This is a genomic window from Nonomuraea monospora (genome assembly GCF_039531895.1).
Lineage (GTDB): Bacteria > Actinomycetota > Actinomycetes > Streptosporangiales > Streptosporangiaceae > Nonomuraea > Nonomuraea monospora.
Window position 1 is genome coordinate 413084 of sequence record NZ_BAAAQX010000001.1, and the last position, 21444, is coordinate 434527.

Below are 21444 nucleotides of genomic sequence, written 5' to 3' on the forward strand. Positions count from 1 at the left end.
GCTCAAACCTGGGACTCGGCGCCGAGTGCGATCGTCTCCGTCACCTCGGCGTGCCGCGACGCCTCCTCGGCCGCGAAGCGCTCCGCGTCGATCCGGTCGGCGATCTCCTCGTCCTGCCGCATCAGCGCGTCCAGCGACTGCCCCGCCATCTCCAGCACCCCCATGTCCGCGTACGCCTGCCGCAGCCGCGGGCTCCACAGCCCGATGTCCTTCACGCACGGCACGATCCGGCTGAACAGCAGCGAGCGGAACGCCCGCAGGTAGTCGGAGCGGTCGGTGGCCTCCATGGCCTCCTCCACCTCGGCCTTCGACAGCCCCAGGTACTCCCACGTCTCCCTGCCGCGCAGCCGGTCGCGCATCAGGTAGCAGCCCTCGATGACGAAGTCCTCGCGCTCGCGCAGCTCGGTCTCCGACAGGCCGCGGTAGTGGTCGCGCAGCGCCATCCGGCCGAAGGCGACGTGCCTGGCCTCGTCCTGCATCACGTACGAGAGGATCTGCTTGGGCAGCGGCTTGGTGGTGATGTCGCGCATCACACCGAACGCCGCCAGCGCCAGCCCCTCAATGAGCACCTGCATCCCGAGGTAGGGCATGTCCCAGCGGGAGTCGCTGAGCGTGCTGTCGAGCAGCGACTTGAGGTGCTCGTTGATCGGGTAGGCCAGGCCCACCTTCTCCTGGAGGAAACGGGCGTAGGTCTCGGCGTGGCGGGCCTCGTCCATGGTCTGGGTGGCGGCGTAGAACTTGGAGTCCAGGTCGGGCACCGACTCCACGATCTTGGCCGAGCAGATCATCGCGCCCTGCTCGCCGTGCAGGAACTGGGAGAACTGCCAGGCCGCGCCGTGCAGCCGCACGTCCTTGCGCATCGCGGGGCTCATCCGCTCCCACAGCGGGGTGCCGTAGATGGCGATCGTCTGGTCGGGGACGCCGAGCACGTCGTACGGGTCCACCTCCAGGTCCCAGTCGATGCGCTTGACCGAGTCCCACTGCTTGTCCTTGCCCTTCTGGTAGAGGGCGAGCATGCGATCCCGGCCGTCGTCGTACTCCCAGGTGAAGCGGCTCGCGCCGGACATCTCGACGTTCCACGTGGAGAGCCCGGCGGGGATGGTGTAGAGCTCGTGGGTCGACATGGGACCTCCGATGGGGGGTCTGCGGGGGGTCCACGTACACCGTACGTGCGTGCTCCGAGCCTGCGCCCGCGCCGCACGCCCGTCAATAGAATGAGCTATGAGCTCCGAGCCCCTCTCCCGGGCACGCATCGTCGCCGCGGCCATCGACCTCATCGAGCGGGAGGGCGCCGACGCGATCTCCATGCGCCGCATCGCGGCCGAGCTGGGTGTGGGCGTCATGTCGCTCTACAACCACGTGCCCGGCAAGGACGCCCTGCTCGACGGGGTGGCCGAGTCGGTGCTGAGCCAGATCGAGTTCACCGACGACCCCGACGCCCACTGGACCGACCGGGTCCGCATGCAGGCCAGGGCGTTCCGGCAGATCGCCCACCACTATCCGCGCTCCACCATGCTCGTGGTCAGCCGGCAGCTGCACTCCGCCGCCGGGCTGCTGCCCGTCGAGCGGGCGCTGGCCACGCTGCGCAGCGCCGGGTTCGACGGGGCCGACGCGGTGCGGATGTTGCGGATGTTCATCGCCTACATCGTCGGCTCGCTGCTGCGCGAGGTCGGGGTGACGCCGACGTTCGCGCCCGTGCAGACCAGGACGATCAGGGCCGACGGGGTGGATCCAGCGCTGTTCCCTGAGGTCAGCTCGCTGTCGGCGCTGCTCGACGAGTGCGATCACGAGGCGGAGTTCGAGTTCGGGCTCGAACTGCTGATCAAGGCGATCGAGGCGTACGCGGGGCGTAGGGAGGGCACCCGGTGAGCCGCCGGGGGTGCCCTCCCGAGCCGGCTAGTACCAGTTGTGCGATTTCCAGTGCCCCCAGGCGCCGCAAGGCCTGCCGTACCTCCCCTTGATGTAGGCCAGACCCCAGCGGATCTGGGTCTCCGGGTTGACCTTCCAGTCACGGCCCGCGCCGCTCATCTTGCCCGCGGGCAGGGCCTGCGGGATGCCGTAGGCGCCGGACGAGTGGTTGAGCGCCCGGTGGTTCCAGTTGCTCTCCCTGGTCCACAGGTTGTCCAGGCAGCGGAACTCGCGGAAGTTCCAGGCCCGCTGCACGACGTGGTCCAGGGCGATCTTCTTGTTCCTGCTGGCGGGCCTGACGGCCGCCATCTTCGGTTGCGCCGACGTGGTCCAGATCCCGGTCCTGATCGGCTGTCTCGAGTCGGGCGTGGCCGCCCATGCGCTGTCGGTGGTGCTGAGTGCGGCGGTCAGTGCGGTGAACGCGGTGACGGAAACGAGCGTGCCGCTGAAAACGCGTTTGCTGTCCAAGGCGATCCTTGCTGTCGGGTCGCGTGCGGACAGGCGCCCTCAACGGGCGCCCCGCCGTCCGCGTCCGTGGCTCGGACGCGGAGAGTCCGCGCGGCCCTCCGGGACGCATCTTGCCTCCGCCCGGTCGTGCTGGGCGGCCCGGAGGGCACCGCGACGTGTCCTCTAGCACGATTCCTATTACGCGCTGTCACGCCGGGTCATACACCAAGACACGCGAAGGACAGGTGTTTGTGTGACCGTTGCGGATAAAGGGGCTGCTCGCAGGGCCGGTTTTGCCCGGTCCGCCGCCTGATTGGGCGGCCCTTGCCGGAAATAGCGAGCAAGCCTGGGGTTTGGCTCAGTACCAACCGTGGGATTGGAAGTGCCCCCAGGCGCGACACGGCGAACCGTAGCGCTGCTTGATGTAGCCGAGGCCCCACTTGATCTGGGTGCGCGGGTTGGTCCGCCAGTCACGTCCTGAGGAGGCCATCTTGTGGCCGGGGAGCGCCTGCGGGATGCCGTAGGCGCCGGAGCCGTTGCCGGCGCGGTGGTTCCATCCGCTCTCTCGGTGCCAGAGTTTCACCAGGCACCTGAACTGGGAGCTGTCCCAGCCACGCGCGGCCACCATGACCTTGGCGATGGCCTTGTTCCTGCCGCTGGTCTGGGAGCTCTGCGCCTGTGCGGCCGAGGCGCCGCCCGCCGCCACCAAGGTGGCGGTCAGGACCAGGACGCCGGTACGGCGGAGCATGGGCATGCGGGATCCCTTTCGAGGGGGTTCGTGGACCGCGCCACCCTGCCCGATCGGTCACCTTTACAGCCACTTGACCAAGGAAACGAAGATCGTCAGTAAAGATCTCGATATATACCTTTTCTTGCGTGTTTGTCTGAAAAATGAGGACTGCGTCACATTTCTGGCCTGACTCGTTCTGTAGGGTCAGAATCATGAGCCTCAGCGACATCCCGCTTCGCACCCTGACGAACGACCCGACCACGCTCGCCGACCTGACGGCGGGCAAGCCCGCCCTCATCGTCAACGTGGCCTCCAGATGCGGGCTCACCCCGCAATACACCGGCCTGGTCAAGCTCCAGGAGGAGTACGGCCCGCGCGGCTTCACCGTCATCGGCATGCCGTGCAACCAGTTCGCCGGACAGGAGCCCGGCACCGCCGCCGAGATCCAGCACTTCTGCGCCACCACCTACGGCGTGGACTTCCCGCTGCTGGAGAAGTCCGAGGTCAACGGGCCCGGACGGCATCCGCTGTACGCCGAGCTGGTGCGGACGGCCGATGAGCAGGGAGAGGCGGGGGACGTGCAGTGGAACTTCGAGAAGTTCCTGGTCGACGGGGAAGGGCGGGTCGTCGCCCGCTTCCGGCCCCGCACCGCTCCTGACGACCCGGCGATCACCTCGGCGATCGAGCAGCTCCTCTAGCGATCCGGCGTCGTCGTCGGTGAGGTGTGGGTGAGGACGGCCTCCGCCAGCTCCTCGTGCACCTCCGGCGGCAGCGTGTGCCCCATGCCCTCGATCATCAGCAGCCGCGCACCCGGAATCAGCTCCGCGATGATCGCCCCGTGCCCGGGCTTGGCCGGCTCGTGCGTGCCCTCGACCACCAGAGTCGGCGCCTTGACCAGGTGCAACACCCCAACCGGCTCGAAGTCGGGACGCGCCGCCGCGGCCAGCCGGTGGTTGGCCACGGCGTCCAGGTCGCGGGCCCGGTCGTAGACGCGCTCCTGAAGGCGGCGGGCGGCGTCCTCGTCGAACGGCAGCGCCGTCCCGTGCAGCACCCGCTGCTCGGCGATCATCACCTCGATCCGCTCCCGCCTCGTCGCCGGCGGCGGGGACGCGATCAGCTCGCGGAAGAACGCCACGAACTCCGGCGCCGGCTCCGGCAGGCTGCCCTCCGGCTGCGGCTGACCCATCAGCGCTCGCATGATCACCGCGCCCTCGCCTCCGCCGAGCGGCGAGGAGCCGATGACGGTGAGCGTCCGCACCCGCTCCGGCTGCTCCACCGCGATGAGCTGGCCCAGCAGGCCGCCCGCCGAATGGGCGACCAGATGAGCGCTCTCCAGCCCGTGCGCGTCCATCACCCGCAGCACGTCGTCCTTGATGTCCTCCCAGGTGTACGGCTCCTTCTCGAAGTCCACGGTGCGGGAGCGGCCCGTGTCGCGGTGGTCGTACCGGATCACCCGGCGGCCCCCGGCGGTCAGCCTGCCCACGAACTCGTCCGGCCACAGGACACCCTGCGACATCGAACCCATGATCAGCAGAATCGGCTCGTCGGTGATGGCGCCGAACTCTTCGCTCCAGATGTCGTCATGCATGTGTCACAGCATGTCCTGTCCGGTTACGGGTGCCTTCCGTAGAACTACCAGTCGCGCGAGTTCAGTACGGGTGCCGATGCCGAGCTTCGGGTAGATCTTGTAGAGGTGGTACTCGACGGTGCGGGGGCTGAGGAAGAGCTGGGCGGCGATCTCCTTGCTGGACAGGCCGTCGGCGACCAGCCCGGCGATGCGCAGCTCCTGCGGCGTCAGCACCTCCAGCGCCGCCCCCTCCACGACCTCACCTCCCGTGCTCGCGACTGCGCCCGTGTCTGGCCCTGCGCCGGTGGTCGTGCCCGCCGCCCGGAGCTCGCCCTGCGCACGCCGCGCCCACGGCCGCGCTCCCGAGCGCTGGAACGTCTCCAACGCCAGCCGCAGGTGTGCACGCGCGTCCCCAGGCCGGTGCGCCCTGCGCAGCCGCTCACCCAGCAGCAGCGCGGTCCTGGCCGCCTCGTACGGGTTCGTGTGCAGCCCCAGCGCCTCCTCGAAGCCCGACAGGCCACCCGCCACCTGAGCCCGGCACCTCGCCAGCAAGGCACGAGCCTCAGGCGTGGCCGCGTTCGCCGACCACCGCTCGTACGCCTCCAGCGCCGCCCCGGCCGCCTCCAGATCGCCCGCCCCGACGGCGGCCTCGATCCGGTCCGGCGTCGAGCGCCACACGATCGTCGGATGCCCGGCGCCAGGCCCGGCCACCGCGATCGCCATGAACCGGTCGTGCGCCGCGGCGAACCGGCCCATCCCCAGGTCCAGCATGGCCAGCGCGTACGCGGCCACGCCCGCGCGCATGCCCACCCGGTGGGGGAGCGCGATGGCCAGCGCCTCCTGGGCCAGGCGGCGGCACTCGTCCTCGTCGCCGCGCAGCGCGGCCAGGACGGCGAGGTTGGCCAGGTGGGCGGCCACCGTGTTGGTGTAGCCGGCCTCCCGTGCCAGCTCCAGGCCCTCCTCCGAGACGGCCTGGCTCTCCGCCAGGCGGCCGGCGATCCGGTCGGCGGTGGCCACGAACTCCAGCACCACGGGGAGCTGGCCCACCATGCCCGACACCCGCGCCACCCGGCCCGCCCGCGCCGCCAGCTCGGCCGACAGGTCGGCCTCGCCCAGGTAACTGGCCGCCGCCGTCGCCCACAGGAACCCGGCCGCGTCGGTCAGCTCCCCGGTTCTGGACAGGGCACGCCTGAGGAGGGTGTGGGCGGTTTCGTGGGGGTGTGCGGGCCCCTGAGTGTCGTGCGCACTGCCGGAGAGGTGTGCGGGCCCTTGAGTGTCGTGCGCACTGCCGGAGAGGTGTGCGGGCACCTGAGGGGCGTGCGCAGTGTCGGGGTGATGTGCTGCAGTGGGGGTGGCGCCTGAGAGGGTCAGGCCGATGCCGGTCAGCACGTCACGCAGGAAGCCCTCCGGGTGGCGAGCCGCACGACGGCCGACCTCGACGATGGCGGCGGTGTCACCCACGTACGAGGCCGCCTCGGCGGCGTCCGCCAGCATGCCCAGGCTGTCGCCCGCGCCCAGGATCCGCACGGCCTCCGCCGCGTTGCCGGAGTTCAGCTCGAACCGGCCGCGCAACTGGGCCAGCTCCATCCCCAGCCCCGCATCCCCGCCCGCGTACTCCCGCGCCTCGGCCAGCAGGGACTCCGCCTGCCCCGGACGGCCGCCCAGCCACGCGGCCACCGCGGCGTCCTTGAGCCGGACGGCCCGCGCCGCCGGGCCGGGGGTCAGCTCGGCGGACCTGACCAGGGCGGTGGCGGCGTCGCCGTAACCGCCTCGGTCGCGGGCCCGCGCGGCGGTGCCGGCGAGGGCGGCGGCGACCGTCTCGTCCTGGCCCAGCGTCGCCGCCGCCAGGTGCCAGGCGCGGCGATCCCCTTCCGCCTCCGCCGCCAGCACGCGGTGGGCCTCGCGGCGGTCCGCCGGGGTGGCGGCCTCGTGCACGGCTGAGCGGATGAGCGGGTGGCGGAAACGTACGGACGTGCCCTCGATGCGGGCCAGGCCGATCGTCTCCAGCTCGTGCAGCGCGTCCCGGCCCGCGCCGACCCGTTCGGCGGCGCGCAGCAGCACGTCGAGGTCGCTCTCGACGGACGCCAGCAGGGCCACCTGCCGGGTGCTCCAGGGCAGGGCCGCCACCTGCTCCCCGAACAGGCGTGTCCCGCCCGGCAGGGGGTCGGGCAGGGGCTCGCGGCCGGTGAGCTGGCCGGGGCTCAGCCTGCGTACGGTCTCGCGCAGGGCCAGGGGGTTGCCGCCGGTCAGCGACACCAGCGCCCGCTTGACGGCAGGCGCGATCGCACCGCCCCGCGCACCGTCCAGGAGTTCGGCCGCCGCTGTTTCACCCAGCCCTCCGACCGCCAGCGACGGCACCCCCTTGACCGCCGGCGCGTCCCCCCGCACCGCCAGCAGCATCGCGATCCGCTCCGTCCGCACCCTCCTGGCCGCGAACAGCAGCGCGTCCGCCGACGCCCGGTCCACCCACTGGAAGTCGTCCACCACGCACACGAGCCCGTCCACCGCCGCAGCCTCGGCCAGCAGTGACAGCACCCCCGCCGCCAGCAGGAACCGATCCCCGCCGGCGCCCCCGCCCAGCCCGAGCGCCCCGCTCACGGCCGCCCGCTGCGGCGCGGGCAGCGCGTCCAGCAGCGCGGTCGCGGGCCGCAGGAGCTGGTGCAGGGCGGCGAAGGCGAGGTCGGACTCGGGCTCGACGCCGGTCGTGCGCAGCACCCGCATGCCGCCGCCCCGGGTCGCGGCCGCGTCCAGCAGGGCCGTCTTGCCCACGCCGGCCTCGCCGCGCAGCACGAGCGCCGCGCCCGCGCCGTCGCGGGCGCGGGAGATCACGTCATCGATGGCGGCGAGCTCCGCCGCTCTTCCGAACAGCACAAACGCCCACTGTAGGGCCGGGACGAATGTCGTACGAAAGGTACACGTCCGGTCACTCTGGGTATCGACTGCCCGTAGAGAGGAGCTGAGGAATGACGATCAATCCGTACGCGGCATCGCCCTTCAGCTATGTCGCCGAGCCGGCCGTGTCCCCGTACTCGATCGTCGAGCTGATGCCCGGCGTGCACAATCTGTGCGAGTACGTCCGGCTCGCGGCGGGCGATCGGGTGCTGCTGATGATGGAGCACACCGTCGACCCGGTCGTGGTGCAGGCGATCGCCGCGGCGGCGGCGTTGCGCGACGCCGACGTGCGGATCCTGTCGGTGCCGTCGTTCAGCGCGGGCGGATGGGACAGGGAGGCGCCGCTGCCGATCGAGACGGCCGCCTTCCACGAGGCGGACGTGGTGATCAGCGGGACGTGGTGGGGCGAGGTGCACACGGCCCCGCTGTTCTTCGACCAGATCAGGGCCCGTTCGGTCCGTTTCCTGTCGCTGCACATGGCGGCCACGGCGGGCGCGCTGCTGACGGGCGCGCGGCTGCCCGCCGAGGTCTTCCACGCGCTGGTGGCCAGGGCGTTGCGGCAGCTCAACGCGGCCTCCTCGATCAGGGTGACGTCGGCGCGCGGCACGGACCTGACGTTCGCGGGACTGACCTTCGAGGATCCCGGTCCTGGCGGGCTGCGTCCGGGCGACTGGCGGCCGTTCCCGTACGGGGGCGTGAACTTCTGGCCGGCGGAGACGGAGGGCGTGCTGGTCGTGGAGGACAGCACGGTCACGGGCGTGCCTGAGGAGCCGCTGCGCGTCACGCTGGAGGGCAACCTGGTCCGCAAGATCGAGGGCGGGGCCGCCGCCGGGCAGTTGCGCCGCTACGCGCCCGGCGGCTTCTACATGCGGCACGCCCTGTTCGGGCTGAACCCGAAGGTGCGCGTCGCGGGCGGCACGCAGTTCGAGCGGGAGAAGCACGCGGGGGCGTTCTACTGCGGCCTGGACGGGCTGACCGACGGCGCGCCGGTCACCTCGGGGCCGGGCTTCGCGCACTGCGACTGCCAGGTGGACCGGCCGACCGTGGTCGTGGACGGCGAGACGTTCGTGGAGCGGGGGCGGCTGCTGCTGCTCGACGAGCCGGAGATCAGGGAGGTGGCGGCGCGGTTCGGGCCGCCGGAGGTGATCCTCGACGACAACCCGGTGATGATCCTGCCGCGCCGCTACACGGGGCTCAGCGGTGGGGGCCGCAGCTTCCCCTGACGATCAGCTCGGTGGGCAGGACGACGGAGCGGGCCCTGCGCCCGCCGGAGCGCAGCACCAGCTCGGCGGCGCGGTAGCCCATGTCGCGGCCCGGCTGCGCGATCACCGTGAGGGGCGGGGAGCACAGCTCGGCCCAGGGCACGTCGTCGTACATCACCAGTGACACGTCGCGCGGCACCCGCAGGTCCAGCTCCCTGGCGGCCAGCACGGCGGCCTCGCCGAGCACGTTCCCGCCGGCGACCACGGCCGACAGGTCGGGGCGGCTCTGGAACAGGCCGGAGGCGGCGGCGTAGGCGGAGTCGCGGCTGCCGGTGCCGAACACGACCAGCTCCTCGTCCACCGGCGAGCCCACCGCCTCCCTGAACGCCGAGGCCCGCCGGTCGTGGCCGGGGCCGCCGAGGAAGGCGATGCGCCGGTGGCCGAGGCCGCGCAGGTAGCGGACCGCGGTGCGGATGCCCGCCCGGTCGTCGGCCAGCACGGCGGGCACCTCGGGCGGGCGGCTGAAGGCGGGCTGGGGGGCGGCGAGTCCGTCCAGGAGCATGAGGTCGCCGACGGCCGCGCCGGCCGGGTCCTCCACCTCGGGGGACGGCGGGGCGGGCAGGCGGTCGGCGAAGACCACCGTCATCCCCGCGCGGACGGCAGGGGCCCAGGTGTCCTCCTCGCCGGAGGGGACGGCGATGAGCCGGTCGACGCTCTGCTCCAGCAGCATGCCGATCAGCTCGGCCTCCTGCTCGGGGTCGCCGGCGGTGGAGCCGAGCACGACGGGCTCGCCGGCCGAGCGGGCACAGGCGAGCACGCCCTCGGCGAGCTGCGCGTAGAAGGTGTCGGTCAGGTCGGGGACGAGCAGGCCCATGCCGCCGGTGCGGCGCTGGCGCAGGTTGCGCCCCAGCGCGCTGGGGCGGTAGTCGAGCTGAGCGGCGACGGCCAGGACGCGCTCCCTGGTCTGCGGGCTGGCCGAGCCGCCCGACAGCACCCGGGAGACGGTGGCGACGCCCACGCCGGCCGCCTCGGCCACATCCTTGATCGTCGCCCGCTTCTCCATGGAAACGATTCCATCATGGTTCCCGGAAAACTGGAAGCCACCTGTGAGTACAACGGCTGGTCACGCCGTAACCCTTGACACCGATGTCCGTTTCGGGTGAGATGCTTGAAAACGTATCCACGCTGAGTGGGGAGATTCACTCCGTGCGAGTGGATCTGACGGGACCATCCGGGCCATCCGCCCTGGAGCGCGAAGGAATGTCATGGCATCCATCGTTCTGACGAACGTCGACAAGATCTACGCCGGTGGCGTGAAGGCCGTGAACGGGCTCAACCTTGAGATCAAGGATGGCGAGTTCATGGTGCTGGTCGGCCCGTCCGGTTGCGGCAAGTCGACCGCGCTCCGGATGATCGCGGGTCTGGAGGACATCAGCGGTGGCGAGATCGCCATCGGCGACAAGGTGGTCAACCACCTGCCGCCGAAGGACCGCGACATCGCGATGGTCTTCCAGAACTACGCGCTGTACCCGCACATGACGGTCGAGGAGAACCTCGCCTTCGGCCTCAAGCTCCGCAAGATGCCCAAGGCGGAGATCCAGAAGCGCGTCAACGAGGCCGCCAAGATGCTCGGCCTCGAGACCTACCTCAAGCGCAAGCCGGCCGCCCTGTCCGGCGGTCAGCGCCAGCGTGTCGCCATGGGCCGCGCCATCGTCCGTGAGCCGCAGGCCTTCCTCATGGACGAGCCGCTGTCCAACCTGGACGCCAAGCTCCGCGTCTCCATGCGCGCCTCGCTCAACCAGATGCACGAGCGCCTCGGCGTCACCACCGTCTATGTCACGCACGACCAGGTCGAGGCCATGACCCTCGGCGACCGCGTCTGCGTCCTGCGCGACGGCCTGCTCCAGCAGGTCGACACCCCGCAGAACCTGTTCGACAAGCCGGTCAACCTGTTCGTCGCCGGCTTCATGGGCTCCCCCTCGATGAACTTCGTCACCGCCGAGCTGGTGCGCGGCGACGGCGGCGCCGCCGTGACCTTCGCCGACATCAGGCTGTCGATCCCCGAGACGACCTTCTCCGAGAAGCCGGGCCTCGACCAGTACATCGGCAAGAAGATCATCCTCGGCATCCGCCCGTCCGACTTCGAGGACTCCGCCTCCGCCGGCAGCCACGCCAACGGCTGGGCCACGCTGCCCGTCAAGGCGGAGGTCACCGAGGAGCTGGGCTCCGAGATCAACGTGCTGTTCCTGATCGACGCCCCGCCGGTCGAGCACAAGGACACCGTCGCCGCCGCCGACGCGGGTGACGAGGAGGACGCCACGCTGCCGCTGTCGGGCGACAAGTCCCTGTGGACCGCCCGCGTCAACGCCCGCAGCCACGTGCGTCCCGGCCAGAGCATCGAGCTGGTCGTCGACACGCACAACCTGCACTTCTTCGACCCGACCTCCGGCCTGTCGATCGGCCACGAGGCCAACCGCTGACATCCGGTTCCCGGTCGCGGGCGTGAGCCCGCGACCGCCTGGGCCCCCACCGCGACCCCCTCCCGCGGCGGGGGCCCGCTTTTTCTCTGGTACGGCGTCAGCGCCCGATGCGTCGCGACACCGTGGCCTGCAAGCCGCGCGGCACCAGCCGCCCGATCGCCACGATGAGCTTGTAACGCAGGTCGGGGACCGACACCCGCTTGCCCAGCGCCAGATCGCGCAGCCCCGCCCGCACCACGTCCTCGGCCTTCAGCCACAGGAACCACGGGATGCCCGAGCTGTCCATCGAGGCCCGCTGGTGGAACTCGGTGCGCACGAAACCGGGGCACAACGCCATGACCCGGATGCCCGAGCCGGCCACCGTGGCGGCGGCCGACTCGCTGAAGTTCACCACCCACGCCTTGGACGCGCTGTAGGTGCTGCGGCTGCCGAAGAACGCCGCCACGGAGGCCACGTTCACGATCGCGCCCCGGCCGCGCTCCCGCATCCCGGGCAGCGCCGCCAGCGTCAGCCGCAGCACGGCCTCGCAGTGCACCTTGAGCATCCGCAGCTCGTTCTCGACCGGCACGTACGGGAAGTGCCCCGCGTTGCCGAAGCCGGCGTTGTTGACCAGCAGGTCGACGCCGTCGCGCAGCCTCGACTCGACCTTGGCCAGGCCCTCCTCGGTCGCCAGGTCGGCGGGCAGCACCTCGACGCGCACGCCGTACCTGAGCTTGAGCTGGTCGGCGGCCTTGGCGAGGCGGAGCTCGTCGCGCGCCACGAGGACGAGCGAGTAGGCGTCGGCGGCCAGGTGGCGCGCGAAGGCGGCGCCGATGCCGGCGGTCGCGCCAGTGATCAGTGCGGTTGGCATGCCTGCACCATAACGGGCGCGGATCGGCGCGGTCGGCCCGCCTGGTCCATGACGGCGGTGGATCGGCGCGGTCGGCCCGCCTCGACCGTGACGGGCGTGGCAGGATGGGTGACGTGCGCATCGTCGTGGCCGGGCTCTTCCTGCTGGCCCTCACCGCCTGCACGCCCGAGCAGCCCGCCGGGTCGGCCACCCGTGCCTCCAGCAGCGCCGCGCCCTCGCCCCGCAGCAGCCCGCCGGAGCCGCAGACCGGCACACCCACGCCCGCGCCCGAGGAGCGCGGCGAGCTGCGTTTCACGCGGATCGCCGAGCTGGAGCAGCCGGTGGCGTTCGCCGTGCGCAAGGGCGACGACCGGCTCTACGTGGCCGAGCAGACGGGCCGGCTGCGCACCACCGACGGCAGGGTCGTGATCGACCTGTCCGGCGAGGTGAGCACGGGCAACGAGCAGGGGCTGCTCGGCGTCGCGTTCCACCCCACCGGCCGCTGGGTCTACCTCGACTGGACCGACGCGCAGGGCCACACCCACGTCACCGAGTGGGCCTACGACGGCGAGCGCGCGACCGGCAGGCGCGACGTGCTCAGGCAGAACCAGCCGTACGCCAACCACAACGGCGGCCAGCTCGCCTTCGGCCCCGACGGCTACCTCTACATCGCCTTCGGCGACGGCGGCAGCGCGGGCGACCCCCAGGGCAACGGCCAGAACCTGAACACGCTGCTCGGCAAGCTGGTGCGCATCGACCCGCGCGGCGACCCGTACAAGATCCCGGACGACAACCCGTTCGCCGGCAGGAGGGGCGCGCGCGGCGAGATCTGGGCCTACGGCCTGCGCAACCCCTGGCGGTTCAGCTTCGACCGCGGCACCGGCGACCTGTGGATCGGCGACGTCGGGCAGAACGCCTGGGAGGAGGTCGACCACCAGCCCGCGAGCAGCAGGGGCGGCGAGAACTACGGCTGGAACCTGCGCGAGGGCAGGGCGCGCTTCCGCGACGGCCAGGCCCGCGGCCTCGTCGAGCCGGTGATCGTCTACCCGCTGGGCGAGGGCGGCAACTGCTCGGTGATCGCCGGGTACGTCTACCGCGGGGAGAAGATCCCCTGGCTGAAGGGGCAGTTCCTGTACGGCGACTTCTGCGCCGGATGGGTCAGGGCCGCGCCCGCGGCCGACGTGAGCGACTCGGCCGAGGTCGGCAGGGTGGACCAGCTCTCGTCGTTCGGGGAGGGCCCCGACGGCGAGCTGTATGCGCTCAGCCTGCAGGGTCCGATCTATCGGATCGAGGCCGCCTGACCCGCTCGATCAGCGACTCCACCTGGTCGTTCAGCTTGGCGCCCCTGGCCCAGCCCGCGTAGTGCGTCAGGAAGACCGCCACCTCCCGCAGCTCGGCCTCGCTCAGCTCGCCGGCGCGCAGCGCGACGTCGAGCTGCGCGTCGGTCATCTCGTGCAGCCCCTGGCCGACGAGCAGCCCCAGCAGGAGCAGCCTGCGCTCCTTGACCGTCAGGACCGACCGGGACCAGAGGTCGGCGAACTGGCGCTCGGCTGTCATGCCGAAGGAGTCGACCGTCTCCATCGCGGGTTCTGTCATTGTCCGCTCCAGGGGTTGTCGATAGGGATCCTCATATCTTTCGCTACTTCCCGGGATGAACCAATGGGGGTTGCATGAACGTTGTAGCGGAGCGCCGCAACCCCTGCACGGAGGGCTTTTGGGTCTGTAACAAGTAAAGCCAAGGCTTGGGCAAGATTTGGTCAAGATTTCTCACCGTGCAGCGAGCTGATTTCCCTCCAAAGCGGGCACAACAACTCCGTTGGTCCGTCATGCGGAGGTAAGCCCTGGTGAAAAAAACACGGGCTTTGATCGCGCTCATGGTCGCGGTCCTGATGCTGTCCGCGTGCGGGCAGCCGGAGTTCACCTACGTCAGCGACAAGAGCGGCACCACGTACTTCAAGGTGCCGGCCTCGTTCACGCAGCTCGACGCCTATCCCATCGAGTTGTACCTGTCCGGCGACCATCCCAACTCGCAAGCTGCGCTGCTGCGGGCGCAGCGGGTCTGGTCGACGGCCTTCGACCAGTCAGCGGATCCGTCGGTCAACCACCTGCTCGGCTCGACGGAGCCGTTCGTCTACGCCACCGTGCACCAGCTCACCGAAGAGCAACGCGACTCGATCTCCCTCAACAGGCTGCGCGACTTCGTCCTCCCGGTGACCGAGGAGATGCGCACGGCCTACCTGCAGCAGGCCATGGCCATGAGCCAGCCGCCGATGTTCAGCCGCTTCGAGCCCATCAGCGACGAGGTGCTGAGCCTCGACAGCGGGGCCAGGGGAGTGCGCGTCCGCTTCAACTACCAGATCGGCAACGACGTCCAGACCTTCGACCACACCGCCATTCTCGACGAGAAGGGCGCCACGGTCTCCGTCATGCTCATCGGCTGCCAGTCCCTCTGTTACGCGAAGCGCGCCGCCGAGTTCGACAAGATCGCGAGTTCTTTCAAGCTGCTCCGGCTGCCCGGATGAGGGAGCTTCATTGACCACGACGATTCACCATGAAGGGCTGCGCGCCCCCGGCAGCGGGCCCAACGATCCCGAATCCGTGACCAGGAAGAAAATGCAGTTCTGGGACCGGAGCAAGTTCCTGATCGCCCTCGTGCTCGCCTACCTCGTCCTGACGTGGAAGGTGATGGCGGACTTCGAGGGCATCATCTCCTTCCCCGAAGCCGCGCGGCGCATCGCGATGGAGTACCAGTGGATCTTCTGGTTGCTCGGCGCGGAGATCGTCAGGCAACTGCACTTCCTCATCAGCGAGCACTGGTCGGGCTACCACCGCTTCTGGAGCCAGAAGGTCTTCGGCGGGTTCGAGCGCTGGACGCACCGCCGCTTCGACGACTGGACCCGTTTCCGGCTCGCCCGCGCTCTGAAGATCGTCTTCTTCATCACGCTGATCGCCCTGGTGCTGGGGGCGGTGCTGGACGTCAGCCCGTTCACCGCGCTGCTGCAGGCGCCGGCGCTGCTCTGGCAGGCGCTGCCGTTCTTCCTGCAGATCGTCTTCCTGTTCTTCTTCGTCATCATCCAGTTCGTCGGCCTGTTCTGGTTCCTGTCCAGGGGCGGAGTCGAGACGTACTTCCCGGACGACATCAAGACCCGCTTCGACGACGTGTGGGGCCAGGACCACGTGGTCGAGCGCGTCCAGGAGAACATCGTCTTCCTGGAGCGGCCCGACGAGATCGAGAAGCGCGGCGGGTACGTCCCCAGCGGCCTGCTGCTGTGGGGCCCTCCGGGCACCGGCAAGACCCTGATGGCCGAGGCCGTGGCCGGTGAGACCGGCAAGCCGTATGTGTTCGTGGATCCGGGCGCGTTCACGAACATGTTCATGGGCATCGGCATCCTCAAGGTCAAGTCGCTGTTCAGGAAGCTGCGCAAGCTGGCGCTGCGGTACGGCGGCGTGATCGTCTTCTTCGACGAGGCCGACTCGCTCGGCAAGCGCGGCCGGCTCGCCCAGCAGGGCCCGCCCGGACAGGGCGGCGGCTTCGCCGGGCACTCGTCCGGCTTCGACGGCTGCCACGGCATGAACTACATGTCCGAGGCCACCCGCCAGATGCTCACCTTCCGCCCCGGCAAGCAGGACGAGCCAGGCGGGCGCAACCGCTTCATGATGGGCGGCGGCATGATGAACAGCGGCGACCCGGGAACCCTCCAGGCGCTGCTCACCGAGCTGTCCGGGCTCAAGAAGCCGCGCGGCTTCTTCAACCGGCTGGTCCGCAGGCTCCTCGGCATGCGGCCCAAGCCGCCGCCCAAGTACCGCATCCTCGTCATGATGGCCACCAACCGGCCCGACGCGCTGGACGAGGCGCTGCTGCGGCCGGGCCGCATCGACCGCATCTACAAGGTCGGCTACCCGTCGAAGGCCGGGCGGGTGCGCACCTACCAGGGCTACTTCGACAAGGTCGAGCACGAGCTGACCCCCGAACAGGTCGACAAGCTCGCCACCATCACCCCGTACGCCACCGGCGCCACCATCAAGGACCTGGTCAACGAGTCGCTCATCACCGCCATCAGGGACGGGCGCGAGATCATCACCTGGTCGGACGTGCTGCGCGCCAAGCGGCTCAAGCAGCTCGGCCCGCCCGAGGACGTCGAGTACATCGAGCGCGAGCGGCACGCCGTGGCCGTGCACGAGGCCTGCCACGCCGTCGTCGCGTACGTGACCCGCTTCCACCTGGAAATCGACATCGCCACCATCGAGAAGGGCGCCGACTACCTGGGCATGGTCGCCTCGATCAAGCCCGAGGACCAGTTCACCCGGTGGAAGTCCGAGCACGAGGCCGACATCATGGTCTCCCTGGCCTCGCTGGCCGGAGAGCGCATGTTCTTCGGCGAGGACAACTCCTCCGGCGTCTCAGGAGACCTGTACTCCGCCACCTACCTCACCGCGATGATGGAGTCGTACTGGGGCATGGGCTCGGGCGTCACCTCGCTGCCCGCGCTCCAGGAGCTGGAGATCATGGGCGGCAAGGCCGTGCGCAAGCCGGGCGGCCCCGGCGGCGCCATCGGCATCACCGACAGGGAGCCGAGCAGACGCCAGCAGGACCTGACGCCCGACGTGCTGGGCGAGCGCATCGAGTTCAACCTGGTGCGGCTGCTGGAGAAGACCGAGGAGCTGCTGCAGGAGCACCGCAGGGAGGTGCTCTGCCTGGCGCACGCGCTGGAGACGCACAAGACGCTCAACGGTGACGACGTGGTCGCCATCATCCGCGGGGAGACCGGGCCGCTGCTGGACGGCAGCATCTACACCTCCGACGAGCTGTACCAGGAGCTGGAGGAGTACCACCGGGACGCGGTCAGGGCGCACAAGGAGCACAGCCGGATCGAGCGGGACCTGCCGGGGCACCAGGAGCCGGTGGAGGTCGTGCCGGGGGCCTTCGGCGGGGTCGCCGGGGTGATGGGCGTGCATCCGGCGCCGCCCGGGACCGCCGCGATGATCCAGTCGCCCGGCTCGCCACCCGTGATGCAGGCGCCTGGTTCACCGCCCGTGATGCAGGCGCCTGGCTCGCCGCCGGTGATCCAGGCGCAGCCCGTGATCCAGGTGGCGCCGCCGCCACCGCCGGGCACGCCGCTTCCCGCGGGCTCGTCCACGGCCCCGTCTCCGGCACCGCCCGTGGGGCCGCCTGTTCCGGGGCCCGCTGTCACCGAGGGGTCGGTTGCCGAGCCGTCCGACAGGCCGGAGTTCGTGCCCTGGGCCGGCACCGCCCAGCCGCCCGCACCGGTGGGCACGCCGGTGCCCGTCGTGGTGAGCACCCCGGCCGCCCCGCCGCCCCCGCAGAAGCGGCCGGTGAGCCGGGTGTGGCTGGTCATCGCCAGCCTGCTCGGCCTCGTGGTGCTGTCCATCATCGCGGCGCTCGCGGTGACGGGCACGCTGGGCGGCGGCGCTGGCACCAGCTCCACGGTGGCCGGGGTGGCCTCGCCCGGGCTGCTGCTCCTGCTGTTCGTCGTGGTCGTCGCGGGGATCGTGGGCGCGGGGCTGGCGTTCGTCGCGATCAAGGGCATCCGTACGGCGCAGGCCAAGGCGGAGCAGGAGCGTGACCAGGCCCACGCCAGGGCCCAGCTCCTGGCCGCGGCGATGGACCCGGACACGGCCATGCGGCTGCTCGGTTACGACGGCAACGGCACCGACCGCCGTACCTGAGCGCGGGACCGCGCGCGGGCCGGGGCGTTCCAGCGAGCGCCTCGGCCCGCTCGTGTCCTCTCTGCGAGCGGCTCGGCCCGCGCGTGTCCTTTCTACGAGCGGTCGTGCTCCTCGTGGACGCGCCGCAGCAGCTCCTTCAGCTCGGCCTCCTGCCGGACGAGCTTCCTGTGCTTGTCCGGCAGCCCCCTGAGCTGCTCCTCCCCGGCCACCAGTTTGCCGTACAGCTCGGTGCGCAGCCCGGGATCGTGCTCCACGTCCAGGTACTCCTGCGCGTGCCTGCGCATCATCGACGCCGTGTTCTGCACCCGTCCCTTCGCGCTGAACAGCGACGCCAGCACTGTGATCACCAGCACCCCGATGATCACCGACAGGGACAGCCCGGTGCTGATCTCCACCACCGGCACCGGCTCGCCGTCGTTGATGAACGGCACGTTGTTCTCGTGCAGCGCGTGCAGGATCAGCTTCACCCCGATGAAGGCGAGGATCACGGCCAGCCCGTACGCGAGATAGATCAGCCGGTCCAGCAGCCCGTCGATGAGGAAGTAGAGCTGCCGCAGCCCCAGCAGGGAGAACGCGGTGGCGGTGAAGACCAGGTAGACGTTCTGGGTGAGGCCGAAGATGGCCGGGATCGAGTCCAGCGCGAACAGGATGTCGGTGCCGCCGATGGCGATCATGACGAGCAGCATCGGCGTCATGACGCGCCTGCCGTCCTGGACGGTGAACAGCTTGTCGCCGTCGTAGGTGTCGCTGGTGTGCAGCAGCCGCCGCGCGACCCGCACCATGAGGTTGTCGGGGGAGTGGCTCTCCTCGCCCTCCGGCTTGAGCAGGTTGCCCGCAGTGAGCAGCAGGATGAGCCCGAACAGGTAGAACACCCAGGCGAACATGTTGATCAGGGCCGCCCCGACCAGGATGAACCCGGACCTGGCGAGCAGCGAGAAGACGATCCCGAACAGCAGCGCCTTCTGCTGGTCGGCGCGCGGCACCTTGAAGCTCGACATGATCACGAGGAAGACGAAGAGGTTGTCGACCGACAGCGCCTTCTCCGTCACGTAACCGGCGAAGTACTCCGCCCCCGGCTCCGAGCCGCCGAACATCCAGACGCCGACGCCGAACAGCAGGGCGATGCCGACGTACAGGGCCGACCAGACCGACGCCTCGCGCAGCGTGGGCACGTGCGACTTGCGGACGTGGAAGAAGAAGTCGAACAGCAGCAGCCCGACGATCCCCAGGATCGTCAGCCACCACACCGTGGCGGAAACGTGCACTCCAAAGCTCCATGTGTGCCGGCCGTCGTGGGGGGAGCGACTTGCGGAAGCGTGTCGTCGCAGGTGCTACCCGGTAGGCGGGAGCCCAAGCCCCGTACGGTAGGAAAGGGATCATGCATGTGATCGTCATCGGCAGCGGGATCGCCGGCGCGAGCGCCGCGTTCGCGCTGGCCCGCAGGGGCGCGCGCGTCACCGTCGTGGACTCGGGGGAGGCGGGGCAGGCCACGGCGGCCAGCGCCGGCATCATCGCGCCGTGGGCCTCCGCCGTGGAGGGCCCCTTCTACGACCTGTACGCGGCCGGCGCCGCCTACTACCCCGAGGTCATCGGGCTGCTGGCCGAGGCGGGCGTGGAGCGTACCGACTATCGCCGCAACGGCGAGCTGATCGTGCACGAGGACCCGGCGCGGCTGGCGGAGGCGCAGGCCCGCGTCGAGGCGCGCGCCCGCGACGCGGGCACGGCGGTCGGTTCAGTGGGCGGCTCGGCGGTCGGCTCGGTGGTCGGTGAGGTGCGGCGCATCGGCAACGACGAGGTGCGCGCCCTCTTCCCGGTGCTGTCGGAGACTCTGGAGGGCGTGTTCGTCTCCGGCGGCGGCCGGGTGGACGGGCGCACCATGCGCGACGCGCTGCTCCAGGGCGCCGCCCACCATGGCGCCCGGCTGGTGCACGGCCGGGCCAGGCTGCGCCCGCAGGGCCCGCCCTGCGTCGAGGTGGGCTCCGGCCTGCTGGAGGGCGACGCCGTGCTGGTGGCCTCCGGAGCGTGGGCCAACGAGCTGCTGGAGCCGCGCGGCCTGCGGCTGGCGGTCGAGCCGCAGCGCGGCCAGATCTCCCACCTGCGCCTCGAAGGGGTGGACACCAGCCGCTGGCCGTCGGTGCACCCGCTGTCGCACCACTACCTGGTGGCCTTCGACGACTCGCGGGTGGCAGTGGGCGCGACCAGGGAGACGGGCAGCGGGTTCGACGCGCGGGTGACGGCGCGCGGGCAGTGGCAGGGGCTGTCGGACGCGTTGCGCATCGCGCCAGGGCTGGCCGACGCGACGCTCATCGAGACGCGGGTCGGGCTGCGTCCGCTGCCGTCGGAGCAGGTGCCGATCGCCGGGCCGCTGCCCGGTGAGGACGGGCTGCACGTGGTGACGGGGTTCGGCGCGGCGGGGCTGACGATGGCGCCGTTCACGGGCGACGCGCTGGCCCGATCGATCCTGGGCGGGGCGACGGTGCCGGAGCTGACCCCGTTCGCGCCCTGAACCTGAGCCGGGCACGCGGTGTCTCAGGAGTGTGCTGGGACGGAAATAAAGCCTCCCGATTAACACGGCGTTCACATTCGGGCAAAAACCGGGAAACGGCCGTCCGTAAGACTCGGCGTGGCTGAGAGAAACCCCGAAAGGACCGCCGTGAGCTACAAGGCTGAGTACATCTGGATCGACGGCACCGAGCCCACGGCTCTGCTCCGCTCGAAGACGAAGATCCTTGCCGACGGAGCCGAGCCTCCGGTCTGGGGCTTCGACGGCTCCAGCACCAACCAGGCCGAGGGCCACTCGTCGGACCGCGTGCTCCGCCCCGTGTTCGTCTGCCCCGACCCGATCCGCGGCGGCGACAACAAGCTCGTCCTGTGCGAGGTCGAGGAGATCAACGGCGACGCGCACGTCAGCAACACGCGCGCGCTGCTCCGCCCGATCGCCGAGCAGTACGCCGCGCAGGAGTCCTGGTTCGGCATCGAGCAGGAGTACACCTTCTTCAAGGGCAGCCGCCCGCTCGGCTTCCCCGAGGGTGGTTTCCCCGCCCCGCAGGGCCACTACTACTGCGGTGTCGGCGCCGAGGCCGTGTTCGGCCGCGAGATCGTCGAGCTGCACCTCGACCGCTGCCTCGCCGCCGGTCTGGCGATCTCCGGCATCAACGCCGAGGTCATGCCCGGCCAGTGGGAGTTCCAGGTCGGCCCGGCGGGCCCCCTTGAGGTCGCCGACCACCTGTGGGTCGCCCGCTACCTGCTCTACCGGACCGCCGAGGAGTACGGCGTCGAGGCCACCCTCGACGCCAAGCCCGCCCGCGGCGACTGGAACGGCGCCGGCGCGCACACCAACTTCTCGACCAAGGCCATGCGCGAGGGCTACGAGGCCATCATCACCGCCTGCGAGGCGCTCGGTGAGGGCGACAAGCCGATGGAGCACGTCCGCCAGTACGGCGCCGACATCGAGAGCCGCCTGACCGGCGCCCACGAGACCGCGCCGTGGAACAAGTACAGCTACGGCGTGTCCGACCGCGGCGCCTCCGTGCGCATCCCGTGGCAGGTCGAGGTGGACAAGAAGGGCTACATCGAGGACCGTCGCCCGAACGCCAACGTCGACCCGTACGTGGTCGCCCGCCTGCTGGTGAACACCTGCTGCGCGGCCCTGGAGAAGGCCGGCCAGGTCTGATCTTCCTGAGAGCGGGGCCCCTTCGCGT

The 21444-nt window shown here is 70.7% G+C and carries 18 protein-coding genes; 9 read left to right on the plus strand and 9 right to left on the minus strand.

Features of this window, described 5'->3' with window-relative positions:
* Positions 1–2: 2 nt before the first annotated feature.
* On the minus strand, positions 3–1124 hold the full coding sequence (locus ABD331_RS01955) for a ferritin-like domain-containing protein (protein WP_344470412.1): 1122 nt from the start codon (positions 1122–1124) through the stop codon (positions 3–5).
* A 97-nt stretch (positions 1125–1221) separates the two neighbouring features.
* Here ABD331_RS01955 and ABD331_RS01960 point away from each other — a divergent pair, with 97 nt between their 5' ends.
* A complete protein-coding gene (locus ABD331_RS01960) occupies positions 1222–1869 on the plus strand; it encodes a TetR/AcrR family transcriptional regulator C-terminal domain-containing protein (RefSeq protein WP_344470414.1) in 648 nt (215 codons plus the stop codon).
* 27 nt (positions 1870–1896) lie between these two features.
* On the opposite strand, the gene ABD331_RS01965 is transcribed toward ABD331_RS01960, so the two are convergent.
* Together ABD331_RS01965 and ABD331_RS01970 are read right to left on the minus strand one after the other, a co-directional pair.
* Entirely contained in the window at positions 1897–2376 is a 480-nt protein-coding gene (locus tag ABD331_RS01965) for an aggregation-promoting factor C-terminal-like domain-containing protein (protein ID WP_262379406.1), read from the minus strand.
* A gap of 337 nt (positions 2377–2713) precedes the next feature.
* Positions 2714–3109 (minus strand): aggregation-promoting factor C-terminal-like domain-containing protein, encoded by a 396-nt coding sequence (locus ABD331_RS01970; RefSeq protein WP_344470417.1) that lies wholly within the window; start codon positions 3107–3109, stop codon positions 2714–2716.
* Positions 3110–3297: 188 nt separating this feature from the next.
* On the opposite strand from ABD331_RS01970, the gene ABD331_RS01975 reads away from it, so the two are divergent.
* Complete coding sequence (locus tag ABD331_RS01975) at positions 3298–3783, plus strand: glutathione peroxidase (protein ID WP_344470419.1); 486 nt, start codon at positions 3298–3300, stop codon at positions 3781–3783.
* Here ABD331_RS01975 and ABD331_RS01980 read toward each other — a convergent pair.
* A complete protein-coding gene (locus ABD331_RS01980) occupies positions 3780–4673 on the minus strand; it encodes an alpha/beta fold hydrolase (RefSeq protein WP_344470421.1) in 894 nt (297 codons plus the stop codon). The two genes, ABD331_RS01975 and ABD331_RS01980, sit on opposite strands and share 4 nt — an antisense overlap.
* Positions 4674–4676: 3 nt before the next feature.
* Entirely contained in the window at positions 4677–7523 is a 2847-nt protein-coding gene (locus tag ABD331_RS01985; protein WP_344470423.1) for a helix-turn-helix transcriptional regulator, read from the minus strand.
* A gap of 92 nt (positions 7524–7615) precedes the next feature.
* On the opposite strand from ABD331_RS01985, the gene ABD331_RS01990 reads away from it, so the two are divergent.
* Positions 7616–8767 (plus strand): 2,5-dihydroxypyridine 5,6-dioxygenase NicX family protein, encoded by a 1152-nt coding sequence (locus ABD331_RS01990; protein ID WP_344470425.1) that lies wholly within the window; start codon positions 7616–7618, stop codon positions 8765–8767.
* Here the strand turns inward: ABD331_RS01990 and ABD331_RS01995 are convergent.
* A complete protein-coding gene (locus tag ABD331_RS01995) occupies positions 8739–9809 on the minus strand; it encodes a LacI family DNA-binding transcriptional regulator (RefSeq protein WP_344470427.1) in 1071 nt (356 codons plus the stop codon). The genes ABD331_RS01990 and ABD331_RS01995 overlap by 29 nt on opposite strands.
* Positions 9810–10011: 202 nt before the next feature.
* Between ABD331_RS01995 and ABD331_RS02000 the strand changes: the two genes are divergently transcribed.
* On the plus strand, positions 10012–11226 hold the full coding sequence (locus tag ABD331_RS02000; RefSeq protein WP_344470429.1) for an ABC transporter ATP-binding protein: 1215 nt from the start codon (positions 10012–10014) through the stop codon (positions 11224–11226).
* A 97-nt stretch (positions 11227–11323) separates the two neighbouring features.
* Here the strand turns inward: ABD331_RS02000 and ABD331_RS02005 are convergent, their stop codons facing one another.
* Complete coding sequence (locus tag ABD331_RS02005; RefSeq protein WP_344470430.1) at positions 11324–12076, minus strand: SDR family NAD(P)-dependent oxidoreductase; 753 nt, start codon at positions 12074–12076, stop codon at positions 11324–11326.
* 113 nt (positions 12077–12189) lie between these two features.
* Here ABD331_RS02005 and ABD331_RS02010 point away from each other — a divergent pair, with 113 nt between their 5' ends.
* Complete coding sequence (locus ABD331_RS02010; RefSeq protein WP_344470431.1) at positions 12190–13356, plus strand: PQQ-dependent sugar dehydrogenase; 1167 nt, start codon at positions 12190–12192, stop codon at positions 13354–13356.
* Here ABD331_RS02010 and ABD331_RS02015 read toward each other — a convergent pair.
* Positions 13316–13651: a carboxymuconolactone decarboxylase family protein gene (locus ABD331_RS02015; RefSeq protein WP_344470432.1), complete on the minus strand. Its 336-nt coding sequence runs from the start codon at positions 13649–13651 to the stop codon at positions 13316–13318. The two genes, ABD331_RS02010 and ABD331_RS02015, sit on opposite strands and share 41 nt — an antisense overlap.
* 278 nt (positions 13652–13929) lie before the next feature.
* On the opposite strand from ABD331_RS02015, the gene ABD331_RS02020 reads away from it, so the two are divergent.
* Positions 13930–14577, plus strand: a complete 648-nt coding sequence (locus tag ABD331_RS02020) for a hypothetical protein (RefSeq protein WP_344470434.1) — start codon at positions 13930–13932, stop codon at positions 14575–14577.
* A 10-nt stretch (positions 14578–14587) separates the two neighbouring features.
* Positions 14588–17743 carry an AAA family ATPase gene (locus ABD331_RS02025; RefSeq protein WP_344470435.1) on the plus strand — a complete coding sequence of 1052 codons (3156 nt, stop codon included), beginning with the start codon at positions 14588–14590 and terminating at the stop codon, positions 17741–17743.
* A gap of 92 nt (positions 17744–17835) precedes the next feature.
* On the opposite strand, the gene ABD331_RS02030 is transcribed toward ABD331_RS02025, so the two are convergent.
* Entirely contained in the window at positions 17836–19008 is a 1173-nt protein-coding gene (locus ABD331_RS02030) for a TerC family protein (protein ID WP_344470436.1), read from the minus strand.
* Positions 19009–19121: 113 nt separating this feature from the next.
* Here ABD331_RS02030 and ABD331_RS02035 point away from each other — a divergent pair, with 113 nt between their 5' ends.
* Both ABD331_RS02035 and glnII read left to right on the plus strand, forming a co-directional pair.
* Entirely contained in the window at positions 19122–20249 is a 1128-nt protein-coding gene (locus tag ABD331_RS02035; protein WP_344470437.1) for an NAD(P)/FAD-dependent oxidoreductase, read from the plus strand.
* A gap of 147 nt (positions 20250–20396) precedes the next feature.
* Positions 20397–21416, plus strand: coding sequence for a glutamine synthetase (gene glnII, locus ABD331_RS02040; protein WP_344470438.1), 1020 nt, complete (start codon positions 20397–20399; stop codon positions 21414–21416).
* Positions 21417–21444: the final 28 nt, after the last annotated feature.

Coding starts and splice junctions, on each gene's coding strand:
- ABD331_RS01990 (WP_344470425.1), top strand. CDS start 7,616: ATGACGATCAATCCGTACGCGGCATCGCCCTTCAGCTATGTCGCCGAG.
- ABD331_RS01980 (WP_344470421.1), bottom strand. CDS start 4,673: ATGCATGACGACATCTGGAGCGAAGAGTTCGGCGCCATCACCGACGAG.
- ABD331_RS02005 (WP_344470430.1), bottom strand. CDS start 12,076: ATGCCAACCGCACTGATCACTGGCGCGACCGCCGGCATCGGCGCCGCC.
- ABD331_RS02020 (WP_344470434.1), top strand. CDS start 13,930: ATGGTCGCGGTCCTGATGCTGTCCGCGTGCGGGCAGCCGGAGTTCACC.
- ABD331_RS01995 (WP_344470427.1), bottom strand. CDS start 9,809: ATGGAGAAGCGGGCGACGATCAAGGATGTGGCCGAGGCGGCCGGCGTG.
- ABD331_RS02015 (WP_344470432.1), bottom strand. CDS start 13,651: ATGACAGAACCCGCGATGGAGACGGTCGACTCCTTCGGCATGACAGCC.
- ABD331_RS01970 (WP_344470417.1), bottom strand. CDS start 3,109: ATGCCCATGCTCCGCCGTACCGGCGTCCTGGTCCTGACCGCCACCTTG.
- ABD331_RS01960 (WP_344470414.1), top strand. CDS start 1,222: ATGAGCTCCGAGCCCCTCTCCCGGGCACGCATCGTCGCCGCGGCCATC.
- ABD331_RS01975 (WP_344470419.1), top strand. CDS start 3,298: ATGAGCCTCAGCGACATCCCGCTTCGCACCCTGACGAACGACCCGACC.
- ABD331_RS02035 (WP_344470437.1), top strand. CDS start 19,122: ATGCATGTGATCGTCATCGGCAGCGGGATCGCCGGCGCGAGCGCCGCG.
- ABD331_RS02000 (WP_344470429.1), top strand. CDS start 10,012: ATGGCATCCATCGTTCTGACGAACGTCGACAAGATCTACGCCGGTGGC.
- ABD331_RS01955 (WP_344470412.1), bottom strand. CDS start 1,124: ATGTCGACCCACGAGCTCTACACCATCCCCGCCGGGCTCTCCACGTGG.